Source organism: Aliivibrio fischeri (genome assembly GCF_009727955.1).
GTDB lineage: Bacteria > Pseudomonadota > Gammaproteobacteria > Enterobacterales > Vibrionaceae > Aliivibrio > Aliivibrio fischeri_A.
Window position 1 is genome coordinate 397,073 of sequence record NZ_WOBR01000010.1, and the last position, 26,816, is coordinate 423,888.

Annotated in this window: 9 protein-coding genes, 3 tRNA genes and 1 pseudogene; 4 read left to right on the plus strand and 9 right to left on the minus strand. The window is 39.1% G+C overall.

The genetic code is table 11. From position 1 onward, the window contains the following. Window positions 1-97: 97 nt before the first annotated feature. A complete protein-coding gene (locus GNP81_RS14950) occupies window positions 98-2,743 on the minus strand; it encodes a beta-N-acetylhexosaminidase (RefSeq protein ID WP_196587368.1) in 2,646 nt (881 codons plus the stop codon). Window positions 2,744-3,259: 516 nt separating this feature from the next. On the opposite strand from GNP81_RS14950, the gene GNP81_RS14955 reads away from it, so the two are divergent. Further along, window positions 3,260-3,739 (plus strand): DUF1097 domain-containing protein, encoded by a 480-nt coding sequence (locus GNP81_RS14955; protein WP_155673033.1) that lies wholly within the window; start codon window positions 3,260-3,262, stop codon window positions 3,737-3,739. A 149-nt stretch (window positions 3,740-3,888) separates the two neighbouring features. Here GNP81_RS14955 and GNP81_RS14960 read toward each other — a convergent pair. The 4 genes from GNP81_RS14960 to GNP81_RS14975 form a co-directional block, all read right to left on the minus strand. Next, window positions 3,889-3,964 (minus strand) — tRNA-Asn (locus tag GNP81_RS14960). Between the two features lie 28 nt (window positions 3,965-3,992). After that, a tRNA-Thr gene (locus GNP81_RS14965) sits at window positions 3,993-4,068 on the minus strand. Window positions 4,069-4,115: 47 nt separating this feature from the next. Next, window positions 4,116-4,206 (minus strand) — tRNA-Ser (locus tag GNP81_RS14970). A gap of 158 nt (window positions 4,207-4,364) precedes the next feature. Continuing rightward, a complete protein-coding gene (locus GNP81_RS14975) occupies window positions 4,365-5,264 on the minus strand; it encodes a GGDEF domain-containing response regulator (protein ID WP_155673917.1) in 900 nt (299 codons plus the stop codon). A 163-nt stretch (window positions 5,265-5,427) separates the two neighbouring features. On the opposite strand from GNP81_RS14975, the gene GNP81_RS14980 reads away from it, so the two are divergent. After that, window positions 5,428-5,757, plus strand: a complete 330-nt coding sequence (locus GNP81_RS14980; protein WP_336495482.1) for an Hpt domain-containing protein — start codon at window positions 5,428-5,430, stop codon at window positions 5,755-5,757. 68 nt (window positions 5,758-5,825) lie between these two features. Here GNP81_RS14980 and GNP81_RS14985 read toward each other — a convergent pair whose 3' ends face one another. Both GNP81_RS14985 and GNP81_RS14990 read right to left on the minus strand, forming a co-directional pair. Continuing rightward, window positions 5,826-7,406, minus strand: a complete 1,581-nt coding sequence (locus tag GNP81_RS14985; protein WP_155673918.1) for a putative bifunctional diguanylate cyclase/phosphodiesterase — start codon at window positions 7,404-7,406, stop codon at window positions 5,826-5,828. 45 nt (window positions 7,407-7,451) lie between these two features. Beyond that, window positions 7,452-8,336, minus strand: a complete 885-nt coding sequence (locus GNP81_RS14990; RefSeq protein WP_155673919.1) for a sigma-70 family RNA polymerase sigma factor — start codon at window positions 8,334-8,336, stop codon at window positions 7,452-7,454. A gap of 443 nt (window positions 8,337-8,779) precedes the next feature. On the opposite strand from GNP81_RS14990, the gene GNP81_RS14995 reads away from it, so the two are divergent. Both GNP81_RS14995 and GNP81_RS15000 read left to right on the plus strand, forming a co-directional pair. Then, complete coding sequence (locus GNP81_RS14995; protein ID WP_155673920.1) at window positions 8,780-11,371, plus strand: ATP-binding protein; 2,592 nt, start codon at window positions 8,780-8,782, stop codon at window positions 11,369-11,371. Window positions 11,372-11,467: 96 nt separating this feature from the next. Then, a complete protein-coding gene (locus GNP81_RS15000; protein ID WP_236798244.1) occupies window positions 11,468-13,093 on the plus strand; it encodes a response regulator in 1,626 nt (541 codons plus the stop codon). A gap of 107 nt (window positions 13,094-13,200) precedes the next feature. Here GNP81_RS15000 and GNP81_RS15005 read toward each other — a convergent pair whose 3' ends face one another. Both GNP81_RS15005 and GNP81_RS15010 read right to left on the minus strand, forming a co-directional pair. Beyond that, a complete protein-coding gene (locus GNP81_RS15005; RefSeq protein ID WP_336495481.1) occupies window positions 13,201-13,536 on the minus strand; it encodes an Hpt domain-containing protein in 336 nt (111 codons plus the stop codon). A gap of 142 nt (window positions 13,537-13,678) precedes the next feature. After that, window positions 13,679-26,803: pseudogene (locus tag GNP81_RS15010) on the minus strand (tandem-95 repeat protein); the annotation flags it as partial. Window positions 26,804-26,816 lie beyond the last annotated feature (13 nt).

Consider the following 26,816-nt stretch of genomic DNA (forward strand, 5'->3'; position numbering starts at 1 on the left):
TAAATCACCAGTTTATTTAAGCTGATAAAAAACGGCACCTCTTAAAAGAAGTGCCGTTTGATTATTTAATGACTGAATTTACTGTGTCTAAAGTAAATTATTTAACGCTAGTTACTCGGCTAACACGCTCGCCAGTAAATGATGCTGAACGAATTTGAACGTCACCCGTTACTTTTGGTTTGTTTGCATTATCGTATTCAGCCCATGTTTTACCGCCATCTACAGAGTATTGTAGCGTTACACCTGGGAATGAAATGTTCATGCTTAGTTCACCATTCACAATTTCTGCACCTGGGATTGGTAGACGGTAATCAATACCCGCTCTTTCAAGCTTAGCTAACTCACGTTGACCCATTGTGTTTGCAAACTTAGTCCAATCAGCTAGTTGTGCTTTCTTATCTACTAGGTTGGTTTGTAGAGAGTACTTAACACCTGCTTTGTATTCATTTTCCCAAGATGCTTCATGCCATGCACGCTCAGCTGCTGCGATAACACGTGGGAACACCATGTATTCATATTGCTCATCAGTACGTACGGTTTCAGACCAAAGTTGAGCAGATAGACCATAGAAAGGTTTCTTAGGTGATACTGTACCCGCACTTTCAAAGCCATTACCGTCACGGTCTACTGATGTTTCCGCATTTTGAGGTAGGTTTTCTGGTGCAAAACCAAACATCTTACGAGTATCTGTTGCACGTGTTGCCCAGTAGTAACCACGCTCTTTTGCATCCACTTCGTATGGGAAATCCATATAAACGTAATCTGGGTTAGAGATAACTACGTCATATCCTTTTTCAGCCCATTCGTAAGCAGAAGCACCACCGCCCCAGTACAATGTATCCCAGAAGTTTGCACGTACTGATTCAGTTGCAAATGCGCCTGCATCTTCAGAGTGTTTTAGACCATCTTGCCATGCTTGGAAATGTGGAATACCTTGCTTAGCAACAATCTTAGATACTTGCTCTGCGAAGTGACTTGGCAAATGTTCGAAATCAGCAACTTCACCGCTTGCAATCAGAGACTGACACTGTGGTGATTTAGCAAATGGGAAATCTTGTTGAGATAAATCTAAGTCCCCTTTCCATGCAATTTTCTCTTCATCGTTGATGTCTTGGAAACCAGCATGAAGTTTGATGTTTTTCGCTTCATCACCACCGAAGTGCCATGTTGATAGAGGAACACCCGCCGCTTTGTGCATTGCTGCAACTTCTGTGATTACTTTATCTACGAACGTTGCAGATGAATCTAAACATGGGTTAATGAAGCTTTGTTTGTTGTAGAACTGAACCGTTGTTACGTTTGATTCATCCTTTGGATCCATCAGACGGTATTGGTTCGCTTCTTCCATCTTACCTTCAGCAGCAAGACGTGCGTAACGTGCTTCCATTGACATAACTGCTGCACGTGAGTGAGCTGGCATATCGATTTCTGGGATCACTTCAATGTTACGGTTTTTCGCGTAAGTTAAGATTTCTAGGTAATCTTCTGTTGTGAAGTAACCAGAACCAAAGTTATCTGAATCAGCACCAGAACCTAGTTGAGGTAGTAGACAAGAAGTTTCTGTCTCATCAAAACAACGATTACCACCAATATCTGTTAGCTCAGGAAGACCAGGGATCTCTAAACGCCAACCTTCATCATCAGTTAAGTGAAGGTGTAGTTTGTTTAGCTTGTATGCCGCCATTTGGTCAACAGTCGCTAGAATTGCTTCTTTTGAGTGGAAGTTACGAGCGACATCAACCATTACACCACGATATTCAAAACGTGGAGCATCTTCTACGTTTAACGTTGGGATTTCTGAGTTATCTAAACTTACTAGAGCAAGTAAAGATTGTACGCCGTAGAATGCACCCGCTTGGTCAAATGCTACAACTGTAGTTTTGCCTTCAGTCACATCCAATTTGTATGCACCAGATACGCCATCTTTAAATTGTTTCTTATCAACAGAAACTGACACTGGGTATTCACCCGATGTTTCAAGACCAAGCAGCTCTGCTCGTTGATTTAACGCAGCAAGTTGGTCAGCATCAATACCGTTTGCAGTAATAGAGATGCCTTTAGCTAAATCGACAGTTTTGTTCGTTAGTGTTGTTTTTAATGGTGTTGGAATAATGTGAGAAGCCACGTTTTCTTCAACTACATCTGCGTTTTTCTCAAAACGAGTGTTTGCCGTTGCAACAACGTTATTATCAGCAAGAGTACGTTTTAGTTGAACACCAATGATTTCATCTACGTATTCGCCTGTATCTTCTGTATCTAAAGAAATGATATTACGAGCTTCAGCGCCTGGAGCCGTCACAAACGCACCTGGCATAAAGTCAGTTTCAAATAATTGCCAGTATTCAGCGATCAGTGGAATAACCACTTCTTCACCAGCCGCAAAGCCATCAAATTTTTCAGTTGGTTCAAGTTTATGCAAATCACCCGTTACACGAGTAATTTTAAATTGGTCATTTTCAACATCTAAAATTAAACGGATGCTGTGGAAATAAATCGTCCAATCTTTTGAATCAATAGCTTCACCTGTGTTAGTTAGCGTCATGTTTACTTTGTTACATGATGCCCATTCAGCTTGAAGTTCTTTACATGCAAGACCGTCATCAGCACCTTGGTTTGTAATAACTGTGTAGTTAATATCTAGATTTTCAGCTAGTTGATTAACCGCTGACTGCTCAGATGATGTTGATGAACAGCCTGCTAGACCAGCAAGAATTAGGGTTGATAAAAGCGTTTTCTTAAACATGATATACAATTCCATTATGAGTAATTTAATTTCTAATCTGGAATTACAATACGAAACTTTTTTGACTTTACAAATTAAGTAAATCCGCAATTTTGCTCTAAATCACACTTATTTTTATATTTTGCGGTATAAATTATTTTAATGCGATTCACATCAACTTATAACAGAATGCAATTCCATTTATATCTTAAAAATATAATTATCATTATGTGAAGCAAAGCACATTTACTGTTAAGTTGGTAATTATCAATACAAAATTTTACGACAAACGCTGCATATAATTGGTGTTAATAGACTTAATTTACTTTGAAATAAAGTTTTACAACTATATGAAACTTTATTCCAAAATAACTAAATATATTCATAAATTAATTTAAATATCACCGTAATCGATTGCTATCTCAATCTAAAAGAAAACAGATGTAAGCATAGCCATTTTAAGAGATTTACATCACTAAAATAATTTCAAGAAATCACTATTATTACGAATTAGCAAACGACAACACAGGCAAAGTTATGAGCACATTGATTGCAATCGCAATTACCACAGGTATTCTTTCAGGAGTTTGGGGCTGGGTAGCCATAAGCTTAGGTTTATTAAGTTGGGCCGGATTTTTAGGATGTACTACCTACTTCGCCTCCCCTATTGATGGCATTAAAGGTATAGGATTAAGTATTGCGACAAATTTAAGCGGTGTTTTTTGGGCTATGGTGATCATAAAATTATCATCCATGATGAGCTTAGAGATCCTTGGTTATATCATTACTGCCATTGTTGCTTTCTTTATGTGTGCTCAAGCTAAAAAATCATGGCTAAGCTTTATTCCTGGGACCTTTATTGGTTCTTGCGCTACTTTTGCTTCCAATGGGAATTGGCAGCTTGTCATTCCATCATTAATTTTAGGTGTTATATTTGCTTACGCGATGAAAACATCGGGCTTATGGTTAAAAGAAAAACTAGAAACAAACAAATTAATTGAAGCCAGTAAAAATTAGTCACTTTAGTACTATTGATTAGATACAAAAAAGCCTCTTACATATGCGAGTAGTAAGAGGCTTTTTTATTTGTTCTTTATACCAATGTAATAAATGGCTTAAATGCAAAAACGCCGCTTGATATAGCTATCAAGCGGCGTTCTTAAATGTGGCTCCCTTTGCTGGACTTGAACCAGCGACATACGGATTAACAGTCCGCCGTTCTACCGACTGAACTAAAAGGGAACAGATTGTATCTCATAGAGAGAAAAGATGGTGCCGACTACCGGAGTCGAACTGGTGACCTACTGATTACAAGTCAGTTGCTCTACCTACTGAGCTAAGTCGGCACACTTTATCTTTTTACTATCAAGCTATAAGCTCGACAGTGTAATAGTGGCGGAGGGATAGGGATTTGAACCCTAGAAGGGCTATTAACCCTTGCCGGTTTTCAAGACCGGTGCTTTCGACCACTCAGCCATCCCTCCGCGGGACCATCTGAAGCAACTGCCTCATCAAGTGATGTCGCGCATTATAGAGAAAATGAGATCGGGCGCAAGTGTTTTTTGAAAAAAAATGTTTGTTTGATTAAAAAAAAGCCAAACTGATGTAATTTACGCAAAATTGAATGAATTATATCCATTTATCAATTACTTATTAACGATACGCAGTTGCGCCCCTGTTTTTTTGCTTTATATAACTGCTGATCGGCGATTTCTAGTAAAAATTGTTCCGATTTAATAGATTCCGCATTAATCAAAGCAGCGCCAACACTGATACTTACTCTACCATGCGATGAAAATTCATGCGTAATGTTTAAATCATAAATACATTGACGTAATAACTCTGCAGTCTGTCTTAACTGTTCAAGATCGGTATCAAATTGGATTAAAGTAAATTCTTCACCACCATAGCGGTAAACTCTGTCCGTTTTCCTTTGTAAGGTTCTCATTAAAGCTTTAGCGACTCTAATAAGCACCTCATCCCCAGCCGAATGCCCATAGTTATCGTTAAAAAGTTTAAAATGATCAATATCAAATATAATTAATCCAAGATTCCCCTTTAAGCGTTGGCTTTCAGCCCATCGATTTTCTAAATCAAAATCAAACATACGACGATTAAGTAAATTCGTTAATCCATCTAAGGACGCATGTTTCTCTAATAAATCTGATTTAAGTTTAAGCGCAAGTTGGTTACGAATGCGTTTTTGTAAAATAACAGCGTGGAATGGCTTGGTTACGAAATCAACAGCACCAAGATCTAAGGCACGGATTTCATCTTCTATAGATTGATTAACGGTAATAACAATAATTGGAATATTTTTCGTTGCTTCATTATTTTTAAGTTTCTCAATTACCTCAAAGCCGCCCATAATAGGCATATGAATGTCCAATAACACCAAATCTATATGTTCTTGATGGATAACATCCAGAGCTTCTTGTCCATTTGTAACTGAAATACACGTGAATGCCTTTAATAATCGCTGCAATACAAGACGACTCACAGGTTCGTCCTCTGCAATTAAAATTTTTGGTTCAGTTAACATATATCACCTACTTCCATATAAGAACCTCTGTTTCATTGATACCATAATTTTCATTGAGAAAATGTGATTCATAAAAAAATCTTAACTTATTGTTTATAAATGATATATTTTTTATTATTTATCTTCTATAGTTAAAATATGTAAAATCAATGGGTGAATAATAGTGATTAATATTAGCATATTAGAAGAAATGTTTGATGGCGATAAAGAGATCCTTCGCCAATTGTTTGAACTTTATCTAGAAGAACACTCGACGCTTTCAGATACAATAGAAGAACAATATAAAAACAATAAATTACCTGAATTATTTCGCACTTTTCATACCCTTTTTGGGGCATTAAGCAATTTATGTGAAGAAGATATTTTGCCTTTAATTAAAACAATTGAAGTCAGTTGCAAAGACCATGATACACCTCATCAACACTCTATAGAGTCGGTTATCTCTGAACTAGCAAAAATAAAACAACAAATGATGGATTATTTAAATGGTTAACAAAATTCTCCCATACCTTTCAATGTATGGGAGAAGAGTCGAATATAATCTATAAGTTGAAAATCATACTAGGCAATAGCTGACATTTTTTCTCTTTCAATTAACTTCAATGACCAATTTATGATGCTATCAATATCCAATGGTTTACTAATATAATACCCTTGTACATAATCACAACCTAGCTCTTGTAACTCAGAAAACAAATGCTCATCTTCAACACCTTCAGCCACAACATTGCAGCCTAAACTATGAGCAAGATAAATCGTTGATGCAACAATTGCATAATCACTATTACCAATGGCCATATTGCGAATAAAAGATTGATCAATTTTAATTTGATTAAATGCCAGTATTCTTAACAAAGATAAAGACGAATACCCAGTTCCAAAATCATCAATACTAATATAAAAACCTAACTCTGATAGCTTAGAGAGCATTAAGTAAGCCGCATCAACATCTGACATTAAAGCACTCTCTGTTACTTCTAAAATCATACTTGATGGTTCAAGATGCTTATTTGCTACCATATCAAATAATTGATTATATAAATCATCGTCATATAAATCCAATGTTGATATATTGATATGAACTTGAAAATTCAAATTATCATTTCTCAAGCGAATAATATCTAAGGTAACCTGACTCACAACCCATTGAGTTATCCCCTTGATATAATTATTTTTTTCTGCAATCGAAATAAATTTGTCAGGAGGTATCATACTTCCATCTTTTTGTGGCCAGCGAATCAGTGCCTCATAGCCATGTAGCGTTTTATCCATAGTATTTACGATTGGTTGATAATACAGTTCAAACTCTTTATTTGGGATCGCATGAACTAATTTGCTTAAGATGTTCACTTCATCATTAATAGATTGCGCATAATTTTCTGAATAAAAATCTATAACTAAACCTAATTTTTTGGCCTTATAGCAAGCGATATCGACTCGCTTTAGCATTTCATCTACGCAATCAATATCGTCTGAATAAATCACATTACCTATAATTGGCTGGAGAATAAAATTCTTTCCTTTCATTTTAATAGGTTGAATTAATAATTCATACACTTCTAAAGCAATGCTATTGATCTTATCTTTATTCGTTAAATTACCAATGATTAATATTTCATTATTATCATGGAAAATTGATACATTCCGATCATTACGATGTTTCTTAATTAGCAAGGAAGCATAGGACAATATGCTATTAAACGTTTTACCAGAAGAATATTCAATCAATGTTCTATGATTCTGAATCTTAATTTTAGTTAAGTTAAATGGAATACGACTTTCAATTCTACCTTCAATGGCAGTTCTATAAATTTTTGATTTATTTGTAGCGTTATTACGTTGTTCTTGATTACTAATATTTTGTTTTATTTTATTTGTCACTAATATGAAGACAAATGCTAATTGTGTTAAAAATGTAACACTAATTAGCATTGATAAATCTATATTATTTTTTATCCCTTTTTCTAAAAGATAATTCTCAATATAAATAAAACCTATAAAATAAATAAGAAGCAATATAGATGTTAAGATCTTCTTTGAAAGAACATTATTTTTTATAATATCATAAACACCTTTAGATAATAAAACTAAAGAAACAACATTAGCAAACAATAATAATTTCAAAATAACGTCATTATCCATATAAATACAACCTCAACATATCTATGACATTAAAAAAGAATAGTACTAGCCTAAAGCTATTTCTAAATCCAATTTATTTTTCTTAAAAATAGTATTCAATTTAATGAGTGTCTCAGATTGTATTTGTCTTACTCTTTCCTTTGATAGCTCTAAATCTTTACCTAAATCTTCTAAGGTCTTAACTTTGCATCCAAATAGCCCATATCGATTAATAATGATTTCTTTCTCTCTATAGTTAAGTGAATTAATCCAAGAAGATAGATTCTTCTCTAAATTATCTTGAGATAAAGAATTATCGGGTTCCAGAGCTCTATCCTTCGAAGAAAGTTCAAGAAACTTAGGCGGAGTCTCATCGCTACTTGCCGAATGACAAGTAAGCTGACTAGGTATTAAGCTTATGATTTTACTTACTTTAATTTGTTCTTCTTCACAATAAGAGGAAATATCTTTAATTGAAGGTTCACGTTTTAAAGATTTAGATAATTCACGGGCAGCTCTAAGATAAGTATTTAACTCTTTTGTTATATGCACAGGAAGGCGAACGGTTCTAGAATGATTAAAAAGCGCGCTCTCAATAGATTCTCTGATCCACCACACTGCATAAGTTGAAAAACGATAACCTAATTCTGGATTAAATTTTTCTATCGCCTTAATAAGACCTAAATTGCCTTCTTCAATAATATCCAAAATCGCTAAATCTGTTTGATTTCTCGTTCTATATTTATTAGCAACTTTAACAACAAGCCTCAAATTAGATTCGATTAATTTATTTCTTGCTGACATATCCCCTTTTTTATAAAGTCTGCTATAAATCAGTTCCTCCTTTGCTGTAAGTAATTGATAACGATTTATTTCTTTCAAATATATTGAATATGAATCTTTTAATTCCTGCTCTGAACAGGCTTTTATATCTAATTTTGCATAAGCCATAACATGTCCTTGTACCTAGCTGTTTTATATTTATTGTTATCAACTGTTTTTTCAGTTGTAAATAAACTATGGTACAAACACTAACAAGCAGCAATACCGTAAACTATTTTTTATCGAAAAAAAGATAAATTTGTTGTGATGATCACAACTAATTAACACAAAATCTCAATATTAAGACGACAATATATTGACACCTTAATTATTTACAATATAGACAATAGAAATATCATCACAAATCGAAACGACAAAGTCACAATTACATTCAAATATCATTTAGAGTAATAACTTAAACCTTTCCCTAACCAACTTTAAAATAAATTAATAATTGATATTAAGAACAATAACCTGCACATAAAAACAAACAATAATTATCTGTTTTTCTATTTTTTATCCTATGCTTTAATCATAAGTCTTCATTTAGGCTCTTAGAACAAGGATTGTTTATGGCGCTACTGAATCATTTTTCTATTAAATCAAGGGTTTTAATCATTACTTTTACTCCCTTACTTCTTCTATGCTTATTTTCAAGTAAAGAAATCTATCATCAAATAAAAAACATCCACAACCTAAACTCTATCCAGAATAATTTAGAGTTAAATAAGCTATTATTTTCCTACACGAATTCAATGCATTTTGAACGAGAAAACTTATTGTTTAGTGGAAACAGTTCGGCAATAAAAACAAATACCGACGTTTACATAAATACCATGTTGCTCAAAACAACGAATGCAGATTCTGCAGAATTACATAATGCTATCAACAATTTAGACCGTATTTCCAGTGAAAATAACTCACTAAATGACATCATCAATCGTTCTGAATTACAAATGAGCAACCTTAGTAAGGTGTATAATATTTTAACTAAAAAAAGCACAATAACTCAGTTCGATAACATTAAGGAAAAACTAGCTTTATTACACAGAGTAGAACTAATCAACTATTGGGCCTTAAATGAAAATTGGTATACTCAATTAAGTTTCCAATCACCATCTCAACAGATTAAAAAGCAAATAGATCGCTTTTATTATCAACAACTTTTATATTCACAAGAACTAAATCAAGTTAAAAACTTCAATTTAGATCTTCAAGAATTGAAAAAAGCATTTAGTACAAAAGAAGCATCTCAAATCAACATCGATAACTATTTATCTCTTACTAAAACGGCCGTTAATACTACCTTATCTGAATTAAATCAAGAGGTTAAAAACGAATTACAACGTCATCAGATAATAGTTGCTAGCCATATCATTTTACTCATCTCTGTATTTTCGTTCATTTCTATTATTGGCGTATCTCTATCATCACGAATTCGCTCCTATTTAAAATCAATATATTCGTCAATGAGTAAGATAGAAAGAAGTCATGATTACAGTATAAAACTGCCTACAGATGGGAAAGATGAACTCTCCTTTTTTTCAAGAAAGATTAATAAATTAATTACTAAACGTAGCGAAAATGAAGAATCTCTCATTTTCGCTAAAGAAGAGGCTGAGAACTCAAACCAGGCCAAGACAACATTTCTTGCAAATATGTCACATGAAATAAGGACTCCTCTCAACGGAATCATAGGAATGTCGAGTGTTCTAGCTGAAACCAAACTCAGTCCTATTCAACTGGATTACCTCAATACAATAGAAACGTCATCACAAACTTTGTTAATTTTAATTAACGATATTTTAGATTTATCCAAAATTGAAGCTGGAAATTTTGCAATTTATACTCAACCAACCAATATACGTGAAATTATATTTGATACCCTTTCAATTGATATCGCAAAAGCAACGGAAAAAAATCTAGATTTACATATTTATATTTCTCCAAATGTACCAAATTATCTCACTCTTGATGAACATAGAATAAAACAAGTTTTAATGAACTTAACATCTAATGCGATGAAGTTTACACCAAAAGGGTTTATTTCTATTTCTATCGATTTTTCATTTTTAATGGGGAATAAGGGATGCTTAACCATCTCAGTCAAAGATTCAGGTATTGGTATCAATACAAATATTAAAGAAAATATACTTAATCCATTTACGCAAGGCGACAGCTCCATTACTCGACGATTTGGAGGTACAGGACTGGGGTTAACAATTACCAATCAACTTATAGACCTAATGGGAGGAACTCTCGATATTGAATCAGAGCCTGAAAAAGGAAGCTGTTTTTCTTTTCGCCTAAAAACCGATATTGTTAATAAAAAAATCCAAGCACCAGAAAAGCTTAAACAGCTAACGTTCATATTAATTGATGATAATTCAGGATTATCTAAGCAATTAATTCAAGAACTACATCGCTATCATATTAAAAACATAATTATAAAAAAAGCAACTGACAAAATTACTATTTTTGATAGTAGTAAAGCGATTATCTTATACTGTGTAACTAGCTGCCTAGAAGAAAACTGCCGAGATAAATTAATCAAAATTCATAACCAGCATTTAAATACGCCTTTAGTTCTTGCTCAAAAACACAAACGTCGAATCAGTGCACTGGATTCAATTATTGATGGATTAGTTACTTTCCCAATTTTAGGGCATCGTTTTATTAAAACTTTGGAAAATTCATTAAGTATCCATTTAGAAAACTTAGAATCTATCAACAATATACTCTATTCCAGTTCTTTAAGTTCGACAGAATCAAAGGGAGTAAAAAAATTAAACAAGGAACATATACTCATTGTTGAAGATAATCTTGTTAATCAAAAAGTGGCTTCTTTGTTTCTTGGTAATTCAGGATACACTTTTGATATAGCAAATAACGGACAAGAAGCTGTTGAAAAATTCACGGACAGCAAGGCATACAACATCATTCTTATGGATTGTATGATGCCTATAAAAGATGGATTTACAGCAACAAAAGAAATCCGAAAAGTAGAAAAAGCACAAAAAAGAAGGAAAATTCCTATCATCGCTTTAACTGCCAGTATCCTAGATCAAGATATATCCAAATGCTATGAATCAGGGATGGATGACTTTATTGCAAAACCTTTCAAAAAAGAGATTTTATTAGAAAAAATTATGACAATAAAATAAGGATAATGCATGACTTCGGCTTTTAACCCAACATCGGGAACTCTCAATCTGTCAAACTTCGATATACTGATCGTCGATGATTGTCAGATATCGTCCATGTATTTATTTCAATTAATCAAACAACTTGGTTTTACACAAATAGATAAAGCTTACTCATATCAAGATGCCATAAAATGCTGTGCAAAAAAAAGATACGCATTACTCTTCATCGATTTTCATCTTGAACAAGCAATTAATGGTTCAGAATTACACGATTTACTCAAAGAAAAAGGGTTTGTATCTCCCTATGCAAGAGTCATTACTGTATCTGGAGATAACACAACACAAACAGTTATTGGGACACTTTCAAAAGGACGAGGAGATTATTTATGTAAACCAATAAATAAAGCTACACTACAAAAAAAAGTACAAAATGCCTTTTCTGAATATCAACTTTTTAAAAAGCTATATAAACTTTTAGAACAACATAAACATGAAGAGCTATTGTCCACAGCAGTGTCAATCGCTGCTCATAAAAATATAGTTGAACTCGACCTGTTTCTTATTGATTTTCTCTATGAACACGATAAAAACCTTCTGTTAAAGCTGACATATGAAACAACGTTTAGTAATAGAAAAAACTACATTCTGGCGCGTTTAAAAGTACAAAACGAAAAAAAATTAATGCAGCCACTTAGCTTAATAGAGGCAACAACACAACTTTGCGAAAAGCATCCATTATTCGTTCAAGCGTTTGATTTTTTGAGTTTATTACAAACAAATATTCAACATTATGAAGAATCATTAAACTCAGCTTTAAATGCATTAGCTTTAACAACAAGATCTCCACACCGTTCACTATCCGTATTAAAGTTATCTTTAATATGTAATGACAAAAGTGAATTTCTAAAAGCAAGCCACCTACTTGCAAGTCATTTACCTATTGCTTCTCCGAGTTGGTGTTCTTATCTATCTGAATGTTTGAGTTATTTTAATAGTTACATTCAACAAACCACATCAGAAATAGATAAAAAACAATTAATTTTAGAGCAAAAAAACTTCGTACGTCGTTGTGAGTACCGTCTAACTGACAAACAAAAAGTGCAGCTAAATATTTTATACAATTACTCAATAAGTAAACGTTTAATTGAAGAGGGGCATATAGCAAAAGCGAAAAGATTAACCTTAAGAGCCACCACCTCATTTTATGATAACCTGCACCAACTCAATACTATTGTATTGATCGAATTAGTATATTTACTTTCTTTTTTTGGTGAGCTTTGGCTTATGACTAAGGTCAATGCTGTATTGAAAACAAAAACAAATTTAGATAATTATTGCCGCGATTGTCTTAATACATTAAAGAATGATGCTGAGTTAATTCAATCTATAGCTCACTTATCCGTTACAGTAGAAAAACTTTCAGGCCTTGAAATTGAACAACCAACATTTGATCAACTGTCGAGTGAATTGCAACGTCATCCCTACTCTTCTGAATTGTGTATTAGTTTTTTAGAAAAAATTATTAAATTAAGCCAAGATCTTCCTAATAATTTAAACAAAACAATAGATTTAATTAACGAAATGCCACTTTCATTAGAGCTAAATCTACGTCGAGATACGATATTAAAACAATTACATGCTCATATAGATATTAATAATGAATTACCATCGCAAGCATTTAACTCTTCTTTACCCCAGAAGATCCCTCTATTATTGCAGATAGAAAACTCAAATAATTAATATAAAGAAGCCACGTAGTACTACGTGGCTTTTGAATTGCTCACATCAATAATTTTTCTTTTATAATCAAAAGTATAAATTTCATACTTTTCACTAAAGTGTAGTGTTCAACTAATATTGGCTAAATGATTCTCCATTTGTTCTTTTATGTTATTTAATCCTTCGACAATTGTGTTTATTGTATCTTTATTTGGCCTACTTTCTGTTTTCGCTGCTGCTTCAACCTCTTGTATCGCCGATAAAATATCCATCTCACATAAATTCCCTAAAGCACCTGAAAGCGAATGTGCAGTATGAAATAATCCTGATAAGTCATTTGCTTTATATTGTTCGAGTATGGTGTCTCCCATTGCGGCATTATCGACAAGATATAATTCAAACACTTGTTGAGTTATTTCTTTATCGCCATCGAACATTTCTTCTAACATTTCTATATTAATCACTGTCACTAACCTATTAATTCAACACATATAATTATTATAGGACCGACCATCTATGCCCCAAATAGACTGCTATAAAAACCACAAAAACAAATAGTTACATAGTTTATGAGGGTGACATTACGCCACCCTTTTAACACTTTAATTAAATTGACGTATCAATATCATTGCTGTGCTCGGTTCCAGTTTGAGAATCTGAATCGAAGCTTCCAGAGTCGTCCGTGAAGTCAACACCTTGGTCTTGACCACCCGCACTTGTCCAGTCGCTGCCACCTGATTCCATACCTGCCATATCAGGTTGCTGCTCTTGGGTAGAACCTTGCATAGTGTATTGATCATCGACCTCAACTTCAATAGAACCACTAGCACCCTCTATTGAGCTACCCAACTCGTCGTAACCTTGGAATTGGATTTCGCTAGTGCCTTCATAACCTTCAGGAAGCTCTACCGATACCGACTGCTCCAAGTTACCACTGATTGTGAAGCTACCATCACCGTTATCCAGCGCGTTACTCACAGTTGAACCTTCAGGTAAGCCAGACATTTCAGCGTAATCAACCGACTCATTACCACTCACCTCATCTGGAATCGAGATAGAAATAGTATCGCCCGGTGCCGCGGTTACATCTGCAGCACTGTCTTCAGTTTCACCTTCAGTATCTTGAGCTTGGTCATCAGCTTGTTGCGCGACTTCTACTTGCTGCTCTTCTGTTGCTTGAGCAACTTGTACTTGTGGTTCATCACTCTGTGCTGAGTCATCGGTCACTTGGATGCTCAAGCTATGGCTCGATACTTCACCACCATCGTTAACATCGACATTCATCGCTAAGTTGCCATCGAAGTCTTCATTTGGCCAGTATGTCCACTCACCTTCGCCAGACTCAGCGAAGAAGCCGGCATCGTTCGCGTCTGCAACATCAACAACTTGTGCGGTATCGCTAACACCTAACTCATCCACCAGCTGAGACTCTGTGATAGTTAGTGAGCCATCTTCAGCTAGGGCATAACCTTCACTTGCTGCTTCATCGCTAGCTTGGATATCCACATTGAAGAAGCTTTCGATGCGATTCTCGCCATCGGTTGCTATAAACCCAACTTGAACATCTCCGGTGTAATCTTCAGCAGGTGTGAATTGATAGTTACCTTGGTTATCGCTCTCAATTACGCCCTGACCTTCCATCAAGCTCACTGACTCAATGCTCAAGCTATCGCCTTCTGCATCGCTCAAGTTCGCTAACATGTCTTCGTCAGTGAACGACAAGGTTGCATCCGCTGCGATTTCCGTCGTTGTGATGCTGTTAACTTCTGGTGTTGCATTCTCTTGTGAATCGCCCTCTTTCACGACCACGCCCGTTTGCTCATCATGAAGCACACCATCTTTATCGACCACGTAAGCAATGTCTGCTTCGCCAGTAAAGCCCGGTGCTGGTGTGAACGTCCAAGTTCCATCGCCATTATCGACAATCTCACCTTGGCTGCGGTCGGCAAGATGAACCAGTTTCACTTCATCATCACTGTCAGCATCCACATTCTCAGCCAACCCTATTAGGTCGTCCGCCGTTAGGATGATTGAATCACCCGCTAGGGTTTCGAAATCACCTGAATCGATGCCATCTTCAAACGCTTCTGGCTCATCTCCGTAATCAACCGTTGTTGCGCTTACGGTTACGAAGAACTCACCATGGAAGTCTTCAGGCGGCGTCATTTGAATGTTTGAGATATCCCAGTCGAACAGGTCGATGTATTGACCCGGTTCAGTGATCATCACGGTATTCACACCATCAGTTACCTCGAATCCAACAGGGAAGCCTGTCATCACCAAGTTACTTAGTGTTTCTGAATCATCGACTAGACCAACGTTCAGTCCCAAGTGACCCGTTTCATCTTCACCGAACACTAATGGACCATCATGGTCGGTTGTAATAACCGCACCATCTGCGACAGGGCGTACAAACACAGGAACATCAAGAACCGTTTCAAACTCACCGTCACTCACGATCACTTGTAGGTCAGAAACACCGGCGAAGTCGCCTGTTGGTGTAAATGTCCAAGTACCATCACCATTGTCTGTGACTTCTCCGCCATCTTCACCGTCTGCAGTGATAATGCGAGAAACAACAAGGTCAGCAGTATCAATGTCACCGAACAAGTTCATCAAGTCGCCAGCATCGAAGGTGAACGCACCATCTTCGTTTGTGGTCATCATTGCGTTACCGACATTAAACGGTGCGTCGTTAACAGGAATAACATTCACATTCAGCGAACCATCAACCACTTCTTCTCCATCAGTTGCTTGATAACCTAGTTCTACCAAGCCATTAAAGTCTTGAGTAGTCACTAAGTGATACATGCCGTCTGGCTGCTGAGTTAAGGTTGCATTGGCTGGGGCACGAACCGTGATGCTCTCAATACTGATCTCGTCACCATCTAGATCCGTCACTTGATCCGCGATATAAGCTGGGTCAATCACCATGACCACATCTTCTTCACCTTGCATCTCAATGGTTGGTGCCTCAGGCGCATCATTCACTGGCGTAACATCGATGTTGCCGTCGACTGAAATGGTGTCTTGGCCATCGCTAACGTTAAACGTCATTGGCACATCGCCATTAAAATTTTCGTTAGGTGTAAATGACCAAGTACCATCTTCGTTGTCTAGCAACTCTCCCAAGCTTGGGTCGATTTGTAGACCAGAAGCTGACAGCTCATCTGCAGTGTTATCGATATCGGTAGCTTGAGCTAACAGCATGTCTTGTGTGATAAGAATGGTGCTATCTTCAGCTGTGGTTAAGTTCACATCCTCTGATTCAGGTCCATCATTCACAGCCAGAACTTCGATACCTGCCGTAGTTGTTGCAGTAGCACCGTCATCATCGGTCACGACCACATCTAGGCTGATATCACCATTAAAGTTCTCGTTTGGCGTGAAGGTCACAGACCCATTGTCATTTTGAACCAAGGTGCCATCAGAACCCGAGTAAGACACGCTTTCAAGCGACACTTCACCATCAACATCAGAGCTATTAGCAATTAGCTGCTCTGGGCTGATTGTGATGGTGCCATCTTCATGCATTTGGTAAGACGTAGCGCCCGCAACCGGAGCGTCATTAACATCCGTTACCGTTACATCAATATTGGCATCGACTGTCTCTGTGCCATCAGTCACTGTAAAGCCAAGGTTTACATCACCATTGAAGTTCTCGTTCGGAACAAAGCTATAAGTACCGTCACCGTTGTCAGTAAACACGCCCTCTGCGCCCGTGTAGGAAACATCGACGACTGAAAGCTCATCACCATCAATATCAGAGGCAGCTGCAAGCAGTTGCTCATCTGTAAAAGTAAGTGAACCGTCCTCTTCAATGGTGTAAGCGACATCTTCAACAATCGCGATATCATTCACTGGATTCACAGTAAGATCGGCAGTTGCAATAACCGTTTCAGTACCATCAGAAAGCTCGAAGCTTAAGTCAATATCGCCATTAAAGTCAGCATCCGGTGTTATGGTAAATGAACCATCATCGTTTACCGTAACCATAGCGTTATCACCTGCGGTTAGGTTCGCAGCCGTAAGGTCATCACCATCCACATCTGATGCTTGTGCCAACAATTGATCTTGACTTAGAGTGATTGAACCGTCTTCATCCACTGAATAAGCCAAATCACCAGACACAGGTGCATCGTTTACTGCAATAACATCAATGGCCGCTGTCGTTTGAGCAGTAGCACCGTCTTCATCTGCAACGGTGACATCTAGGCTGACATTGCCATTGAAGTTTTCGTTTGGTGCGAAGCTGTAAGTACCATCACCGTTGTCGATAAAGATACCGTCTGTGCCAGAGTAAGAAACATCGCTAACGGACACATCACCTTCGATGTCTGAGCTATTCGCAAGAAGCTGAGCATCAGAAATCGTGATCACGTTATCTTCATCAACGCTGTAGGTTGTTGACCCAGCAACTGGTAGGTCATTAACGGCAATAACGTCGATGCCTGCCGTTGTTTCAGCGGTTGCGCCATCTTCATCCATAACAGACACATCAAGGCTGATGTCACCGTTAAAGTTTTCATTTGGCGAGAAGGTATAAGTACCATCACCATTATCCGTGAATACACCATCAGTGCCGCTATAGCTTACATCACTGACAAACACTTCCCCTTCAACATCTGAACTGTTCGCCAGAAGTTGTGCATTGCTTAGGGTGATACTGCCGTCTTCTTCAACGCTGTAAGTTGTAGAACCCGCTACCGGTACGTCATTGATTGGAATAACTTGAACATCAATGTTCGCCGATACAACCTCAGTACCATCACTGACAGCATAAGTTAGGTCGACATTACCATTGAAGTTCTCGTTTGGAGCAAAGGAGTAAGTACCATCACCGTTATCCGTAAACACTCCATCAGTGCCTTCGTAATTAACCGACTCGACAGAAAGGTCATCGCCGTCAATATCCGTTGCACCAGCCAATAGCTGTTCATCAGTAAAGGTCAATGACCCATCTTCGTTAATGGTATAATTATGGTCGTAAATAACAGAAAGGTCGTTGACTGCTGTTACGGTTACATCTAGTTCGGCTGGAGTAACCCCACCGTTGCCATCATCCACGTTATAGCTAATCGAGAATTCACCATTGAAGTTCTCTTCCGGTGTAATAGTATATGTACCGTCACCATTATCAGTGATAAGTGCATTCTCAATTGAGATATCTCCAACACTTGGTTCGTTACCACTCACATCATCAGAATCATCACCTTCATCGGTGGTTAACAATTCAGAGATATCAATGCCATTCTCAGCGGCTAGCGCCTCTTCTATCGTTGGTAAATCAAACGCATTCTCGCTACCTACATCTTGACTTGGAACAATAATGCCATTCACGATATCGAATACATGCCAATGTTCACCTGTTGGATTGTCAGGTAAATCTGGGGTAAAGGTCTCAACCAAAGTATTACCAACAAACACCTGAACCTGCACATCTTCAACACCATCTACATCCCAACTTCTATTGGTGTAGTTGTGCACTGAGTAGTGCATGTCAGCATCTTGATAATTTGGAATCGTGATAGTTTCAGGGCCACCGCCATTTGTGTCATCAACATCTTGCTGAACGATATTCCCTTCACCAAGATCGTGACTCATGTCGCGGTAGTAAATATGGTCTAATTCCCCTCCAGACTCCGTATCGTAAAGCCATAGGTGATTATCCATATCTCGAGGGTTTTCACCCCAAGTCACTACGATGCGCATATCCGTTTCTTCAAGTACTTCAGATATTGCGGTTACGCCACCATTAACATCTTCGCCCGCAGGAACAAGGAAGCTGCTCGTAATAGAACCTTCTTGCTCAATAGTAACGGATCCTTGGTTAACGATAGGACCACTAACAGAGTAGTTACCAGACGGATCTGTCACTGTTGTATATGAATGACCTGCGCTGTCAGTTAGTGTCACATCAGCACCTGCGACTGGATTACCAGTTTCAGCATCCAACACCGTACCGGTTACGGTTGTTTCATCCCCTTGCTCTTCGATAATTGCGGTCATGTCATCGTCTTCGATGTCAGTCGCGAATTGTAGGAGTTCTTCTTGAGTAATAGTGTATGAACCATCTTCTTCAATGGTTATCGCCACATCAGCAGAAACAATGGGCGCATCGTTAACTGGATCGACCGTTAAACCTAAGTTAGCCGCAATTGGCGTGTCACCATCACTAATGCTGTAGGCAACATCGATGTAGCCATTGAAATTCTCGCTTGGAGTGATTGAGAATGTACCATCACCATTATCGACAATCGTCGCATTGTCTCCTACTAAGGTTAAGTTGGAAGCTACAAGCTCATCACCTTCAATATCAGCAGCATTCGCAAGTAACTGCTCCTGCGTGATAGTAATGATGTTATCTTCATCAACATTAGCATAAACATCATCGCTGGTTGGTAGGTCATTGATTGGGTTAACCGTTAGATCGGCGTTTGCCACAATTGATTCAGTACCATCGGAGATGTCGAAACTTAGGTCGATGTTGCCGTTGAAATCAACATCTGGTGTGACCGTAAAGGTACCATCGCCATTATCAACAACAGTTGCGTGATCTCCTGCACTTAAGTTACTTGCCGTTAGGTCATCGCCATCTACATCCGATGCTTGAGATAACAATTGCTCTTGAGTCAGAGTAATCGAACCATCTTCATCAATACTGTAAGCTAAATTGCCCGATACCGGTGGATCGTTGATTGGCAGAACATCAAGACTTGCTGTCGTCGCAGTCGTTGCACCATCTTCATCCACAACGACGACATCAAGGCTAACTTCGCCATTAAAGTTCTCGTTTGGAGAGAAGGTGTATGTGCCATTACCGTTGATTTCAAGCACACCATCACTACCACTGTAAGTCACGCTATCAATCGCCACTTCACCTTCGATATCCGAAGTGTTAGCTAAAAGCTGCTCGTTGCTGATCGTAATAGAGTTGTCTTCATGAACGGTGTAAGACGTGCTACCAGCGACTGGTGGATCGTTCTCTGGTGTCACGCTAACATCAATGTTAGCTTGAACTGTATCTGTGCCATCTGACACATCAAAGCTGAAGTTCACATCACCATTGAAGTTTTCATTTGGTGAGAAGCTGTATGTGCCGTCACCATTATCGGTTAGAACACCATCTGTACCAGTGTAGGTCACTCCTTCAACACTTAAATCGTCTCCTTCAATATCCGTAGATCCAGTTAATAGATCTTGATCTGTGAAGGTTAATACACCATCTTCGTTGACTATGAACGCTTGGTCTTGTGCTTCTGGACCATCGTTCACTGGTGAAACCGTTAACTCAAGGTTGGTAGAGACAATATCATCACCATCAGACACATCAAACCTAAAGCTAACATCGCCATTGAAATCAGCATCTGGCGTTAATGTGTACGTACCATCACCGTTATCGGTAATAGTCACATTGTCATCATCGGTCGCTAAGTTAAGTGCTGTTAGTTGATCGCCATCTAGATCACGAGCATTAGCTAACAAGTCTTCTTGGGTAATGATGATAGAGCCATCTTCTTCTACTGTTGCAGCAACAGGCAGAGCTTCAGGTGCGTGCTCAATGTGCGCGCCTGTCGCATTAATGTAGATGGTTTGAGATACCGTTTCAGAGTCATCATTTGATAGCTCTGTTGCGGTTGCGGTTACATGAACTTCAAACTGTTCGTTAAAATCTTCTGGGAGCTGGATTTGTAGTGCATTTTCGATAGCCGTTGTTGGTAAGTTCACCGTACCATCAGAGCCAACTGTCACTTCACCGCTGTAGATTTGGCTGTTCACTTCACCCACATCGATTGTGAAGTTGAAATCTGTGTAGTCAGCATCACCGCCGCCATACAAATCTTCAAAGCCGTAAACCAGTTCACCATCTTCATTAATCGTCGTGCGAGTATGCTCAATGCCATCTTGGTTTAGCTGAGCGCTTGAACCACCATGGAAGATCGCATCACCATTTTGTCCTTGAATCACGGTTTCGGTTCCATCTGCCGCAACGAAGACAAGTTGAGGATCAACCGTATCCATGTTCGCAGGCGAGCCATCTGCAGCACGGAACTCGTACTGACCGCCTTGCATCGCATCAAAGTCGTTGTGCTGATACCCGTTTGGAATCAAAAATAGGTTAAAGCTTTCCCCTTCCGCAACTTGGAAACTGAACTGATCTTGCCCTGGAACAAGGTCCCCACCACCGCTAACTTGTGATGCATTTTCGTAAACGACTTCAACACCCGTGATATTACCGTCTTCGTCAACTTTATAATAACCCGCTGTATTTTGATAACCCGCGGTTTCGCCCTCAAACGTCACCGTAATTTCAGTATCGCTATAACTAGTGATACCGTTATCTTGGTCATTAAGCACACCTTCATTATCATAGCTAATTACGGAACCTTCTGGCACACCATCAACCGTTACTGTTAGTGTTTCTGATAGATCTTGGTCTACCAGTGCAGCCGCAATATTAAGCTCAACAATGCCGCCTGGCTCAACCAAAATAGCTTCATCATCAACGTTGATACCATCTCCATCCGTAATAACTAAGTCAGGCGAATCCGCAACTGCCTCAATGTGGATGTAAAGGTCTTGCTCCACCTCATCCGTACCGTCTGTCACAGTAAAACTGAACTGCAGATCACCACTGAAATGCTCTTCAGGAACGAAACTAAACGTACCATCACCATTGTCGGTGACTGTACCTTCATCACCAGAGTAATTAATGCTGGTCACGCTTAGGTCGTCACCATCAATATCAATCGCACCGCTCAACAGATCTTCTTGTGTGAACAGGATGCTGCCATCCTCTTCAATGTGGTAGATGCCTGGAGCAACAATTGGAGTGTCATTCACCGAATTCACGGTCAATGTCATGTCGTTAGACGTGCTCAACTCACCGTCGCTCACCTCATAAGTGAATACGATATCACCGTTGAAGTTCTCCGAAGGTGTCACCGTGTAAGTGCCATCGCCATTGTCTACGATGCTTGCATTTGGATCGTTAGTTTCAAGCGAGCTTGCAAACAACTCATCGCCATCTTGGTCACTCGCGCTCTCCAACAGCATCTCTTGTGTAACGAGGATTGAACCATCTTCGTCGACATCTGCCACCATTGGCGTCGCTTCTGGCGCATCATTAACGAACTCAACTTTTAGGTTAATGTTTGCGGCAACCACATCAGTGCCATCGCTCACATCAAACGCTAAGTCAATATTACCGAAGAAGCCCTGTTCTGGTGTTAATGTATAAGTACCATCGCCATTGTCTGTTACTTCTACCGTGTCGCTTGCGCTCGTCACATTCACAACTGACAGTTCATCGCCTTCGATGTCTGTTGCTTGTGCCAATAATTCAGCTTCGGTAATCGTAATCGCTTGACCATCTTCCGTAGTGAAAGACATATCAGGCACATCTGGTGCATCATTAATTGGATTTACAGTTAGGTTGAGGTCAGCTGCAACTGTCTCGATGGCATCAGTCACATCGTAAGTAAACTCAATCTCACCAAAGAAGTCAGCACTTGGCGTGATTGTGAAGCTTCCATCTGAGTTTTCTACGATTACCGCATTTGGATCGTTGGTTGCTAAGTTAACCGCTTCAAGGTTATCGCCATCAACATCGGTTGCATTCGCTAACAGATCCTCTTGAGTGATAGTGATTGAACCATCTTCATCAACTGCAGCTTCAATTGGACCACTAACCTCTGGACCTTCGTTGACAATTTCAACGTCAACTGTTGCAGTGCTTGGTACGCTCGCTTGACCATCACTGATATTGAAAGTCAGATTCACTTCACCATAGAAGTCTTCTGCAGGTTCGAAGGTAAAGGTATTATCACCATTATCCGTTAAGGTACCTTGCGTTTGGTCTGCAAGTAATAGGTTTTCGACATGAAGAATATCGCCATCAACATCGGTCGCACCAGACAATAAGTCTTTCGCTTCAATGATTATAGAGCCATTTTCAAGCATTTGGGTGTGTAATGGCTCACCCGGAATCGGCACATCATTGACAGGTACAACTGTTAAGTCTAAGTGCGTTGCAACTTCATCAGTACCATCAAACACCTTGTAGTCGATGTCGATTTCACCATTGAAGTTTTCATTCGGCATGAAGGTAAACGTACCATCGCCATTATCAACTAGCTCACCGTTGTCACCACCGTAAGTGATGTCAGAAATAGACAGCGTATCGCCTTCCACATCTGTGGTGTTCGCTAGCAATTCATCCGCACTGAACGTGATACCTTCATCTTCGTCTGTCGATAGAACAATCGGGCCAGAAACGATTGGCGCGTCGTTCACCGATTCGAAGTTGATATTGATGATGTTGCTGTCGGTTAGCTCACCATCGGTAACTTGGTAACCGAGCTCGATTTCACCGTGAAAGTTTTCATCCGGAGTTACCGTCCAAGTACCATCACCATTATCGGTGAGTGTTGCATGCTCTGAGTTTTCCCCCACTAGCTCTAGGTTTTGGATATCTAGATTATCACTATCAATATCAGATGCTTGCGCCAACAGTTGCTCTTCAGTGATAATTACAGAAGCAAAATCGGTTGAGCCAGCCGTATCAATCGTGATATTTGGAAGCTCTGCCGTTAATTCAATCTCACTGTCACCTTCATGAATATTTAAGTTAATCGTTTCAGTGATTTCTGAGCCGTCTACACCAATCGATGTGAACACCGCCTCATCATGACAAGTTTGTGATATCGTCATGTTTTGAACAACGTAAGTGCCATTACCTTGTACGGTACCCAGTTCAAAGTAAGACACTGGTTGGTCAACGGTTAGTGTGTAGTCTGTCTCGAAAGTACCACGATCTTCTTTGTGATAAGTCATCGAGTCAATCATGTCACCATCTTCATTGAAGGCGCGGATCTCAACTTCAGTAAAGTGGCGTGACTCTTCCATGAACCAACCACCAAGACCATCTAGGTGGAAGCTAATTTCATTGATATCTTGACCTTCAACAGAAATAGTCAGCTTCTCATCACCACTCAAACCTTGACGATCAGTATCACCAATACCGTGACCAATATGTGTATTACCGTTCCACGCACCAAGAGGATCATCGTTACTTTGAACAGTAACAGTCAAATCACCATCTGAAAATTGACGAGTATATGGATCAACTTCTGTGCCCCAATCATCTACGCTCGCATTGTCATCGAAGGTACCAATTTGTGTCGTATGCGTACCATTTGCTAAAGCATCTTCACTTGGAACAAAACGTACTTCTGTGTCGGCAGGAACTTCTTGCCCTACTTCCAAAACTACCCACTCATCATTTACATTGGCTTCGATGATGCCGTTTTCTGGCGCTTGATCTAAACGTAATGTTGGTTCTTCACGAAGTGTCACACCAACTGTTTGGTCTTCTTGTGCTTGAATGAAGATTTCATCGCCCGCTTCCGGTGCATCGTTGACAGGGTTAACTGTCAAGTCGAGTGTCGTCAGAACTTCATTTTCACCATCATTGATATTGTATGTGAAGTCCAATTCACCATTGAAGTTTTCGGTGTGCGTGATGGTGAATGAACCATCGTCATTAGCAACAATGGTCGCGTCTGGATCGTTGGTTTGTAGGTTAGTTGCTGTTAACTCATCACCTTCAACATCGGTTGCATTTGCAAGCAATTGCTCTTGAGTAATAGTAATGGCGTTATCTTCGTCTACCTCAGCCTGAATGCCCGAAGTTTCAGGTCCATCATTCACACCAATAACATCGATACCAGCAGTTGTTGTTGCGGTTACACCGTCTTCGTCAACCACAACAACGTCAAGTGAGATGTCACCGTCGAAGTTTTCATTTGGCGTAAAGGTGTAAGTACCATTACCATTATCAACAAAAGAGCCGTCATCACCGGAGTACGTTACTCCAAATAATGATACATCGCCTTCGACATCGGAAGAGTTTGCCAATAGTTGCTCACCACTGATGGTGATTTGGCCATCTTCTTGAACGGTGTAAGATGTCGACCCCGCTACCGGAGGATCATTCTCTGGTGTCACGCTAACATCAATAACAGCTGGTGTTGAATCAGTACCGTCAGAAACATCAAACGAGAATTGAACATCACCATTGAAGTTCTCGTTTGGTGCAAAGCTGTATGTGCCGTCACCATGGTCACTAAGAACACCGTCTGCGCCTGTGTAGAGCACGTTTTCAATCGTCAGTTCATCACCATCAATATCCGACGCGCCTGCAAGCAGGTCAGCATCGGTGAAGAGTAACGTTCCGTCTTCTTCAATCGTGAACTGTTGATCTTGCGCTTGTGGCAAGTCATTAACCGGATTCACGGTAATATCTAGGCCAACTTGAACCGAACCACCATCGTTATCGATGATATCGAAGTTCAGATCTAGGTCACCGTTATAGTCTGCGTTAGGTGTAATGGTATAGCTGCCATCATCATTGTGTTGGATGGTCGCATTTTCATCGGTAGATAAATTGATAGCTTCTAAGTTGTCGCTATCGATATCACCAGCTTGTGCTAGCAGTTGCTCTTGACTTAGCGTTATAGAGCTATCTTCATTGATAGTGTAAGCTAAATCACCTGATACTGGCGCATCATTGATTGGCAATACGTCAACATTGATGACAGTTTCAACTTCTTCGCCGTCTTCATCACGAATAGTGACATCAAGCTGAACTTGACCATTAAAGTTTTCATTCGGAGCGAAGCTGCAAGTGCCGTCACCATTAACTGAGAAGATGCCGTCAGGACCATCGTAGTTAATACCAACAAGCTCAACACCCCCTTCAACATCCGATGCATTAAGTAACACTTGAGACTCATTGAAAGTAAGTACTGAGTCTTCATCAATGGTGTAAGACGTTGTGCCTGCAACTGGCGGATCGTTCACTTCAAGAACATTGATACCAGCGGTCGTCGCGTCAGTCACTCCATCTTCATCAGCAACAACCACATCGAGTAGAATTTCACCGCTGAAGTTCTCATTTGGTGAGAAAGTGTAAGTGCCGTTACCATTGATTTCAAGGACACCGTCACTACCAGAGTAAGTCACGCTATCTATGGATACATCACCTTCAATATCGGAAGATGTTGCCAATAGTTGTACATTAGAGATGGTAATCGAATTATCTTCATTCACCGTGTAGGACGTTGAACCCGCAACTGGCGGATCATTCTCAGGAGTAACACTAACATCAATATTTGCTGACACCGTATCGATACCATCAGATACATCGAAGCCGAAGTTTACGTCTCCATTGAAGTTCTCATTGGGCGCAAAGGTGTACGTACCATTACCGTTATCAGTAAGGATACCGTCGCCACCATCGTAGGTCACACTTTCAACGGTTAGGTTGTCCCCTTCAATATCCGTTGCACCAGCAAGAAGATCAGCGTCGGAGAATACAAGAGTTCCGTCTTCCTCAATTTCAAACGTTTTATCTTCAGGTGCGGGGGCATCATTAATAGGACGAACTGTTAGAGCTATTGCGCTACTTATGGTTTCTTGCCCATCACTAATATCAAAAGTAAGGTCAAGTTCGCCATTAAAATCTGCTGAAGGAACAACGGTAAAAGTACCATCACCATTGTCTTGAATTGTTGCATCAACACCTACTTGAACGTTGGATGCAATAAGCTCATCCCCATCCACATCACTTGCATATTCGAGTAATTGTTCTTGAGTAAATGTTATGGATCCATCTTCATCCATGATGTAAGCAAGATCTTGTTCTGCTTCTGGAGCATCGTTTTCGTTCTCTACTTTGATT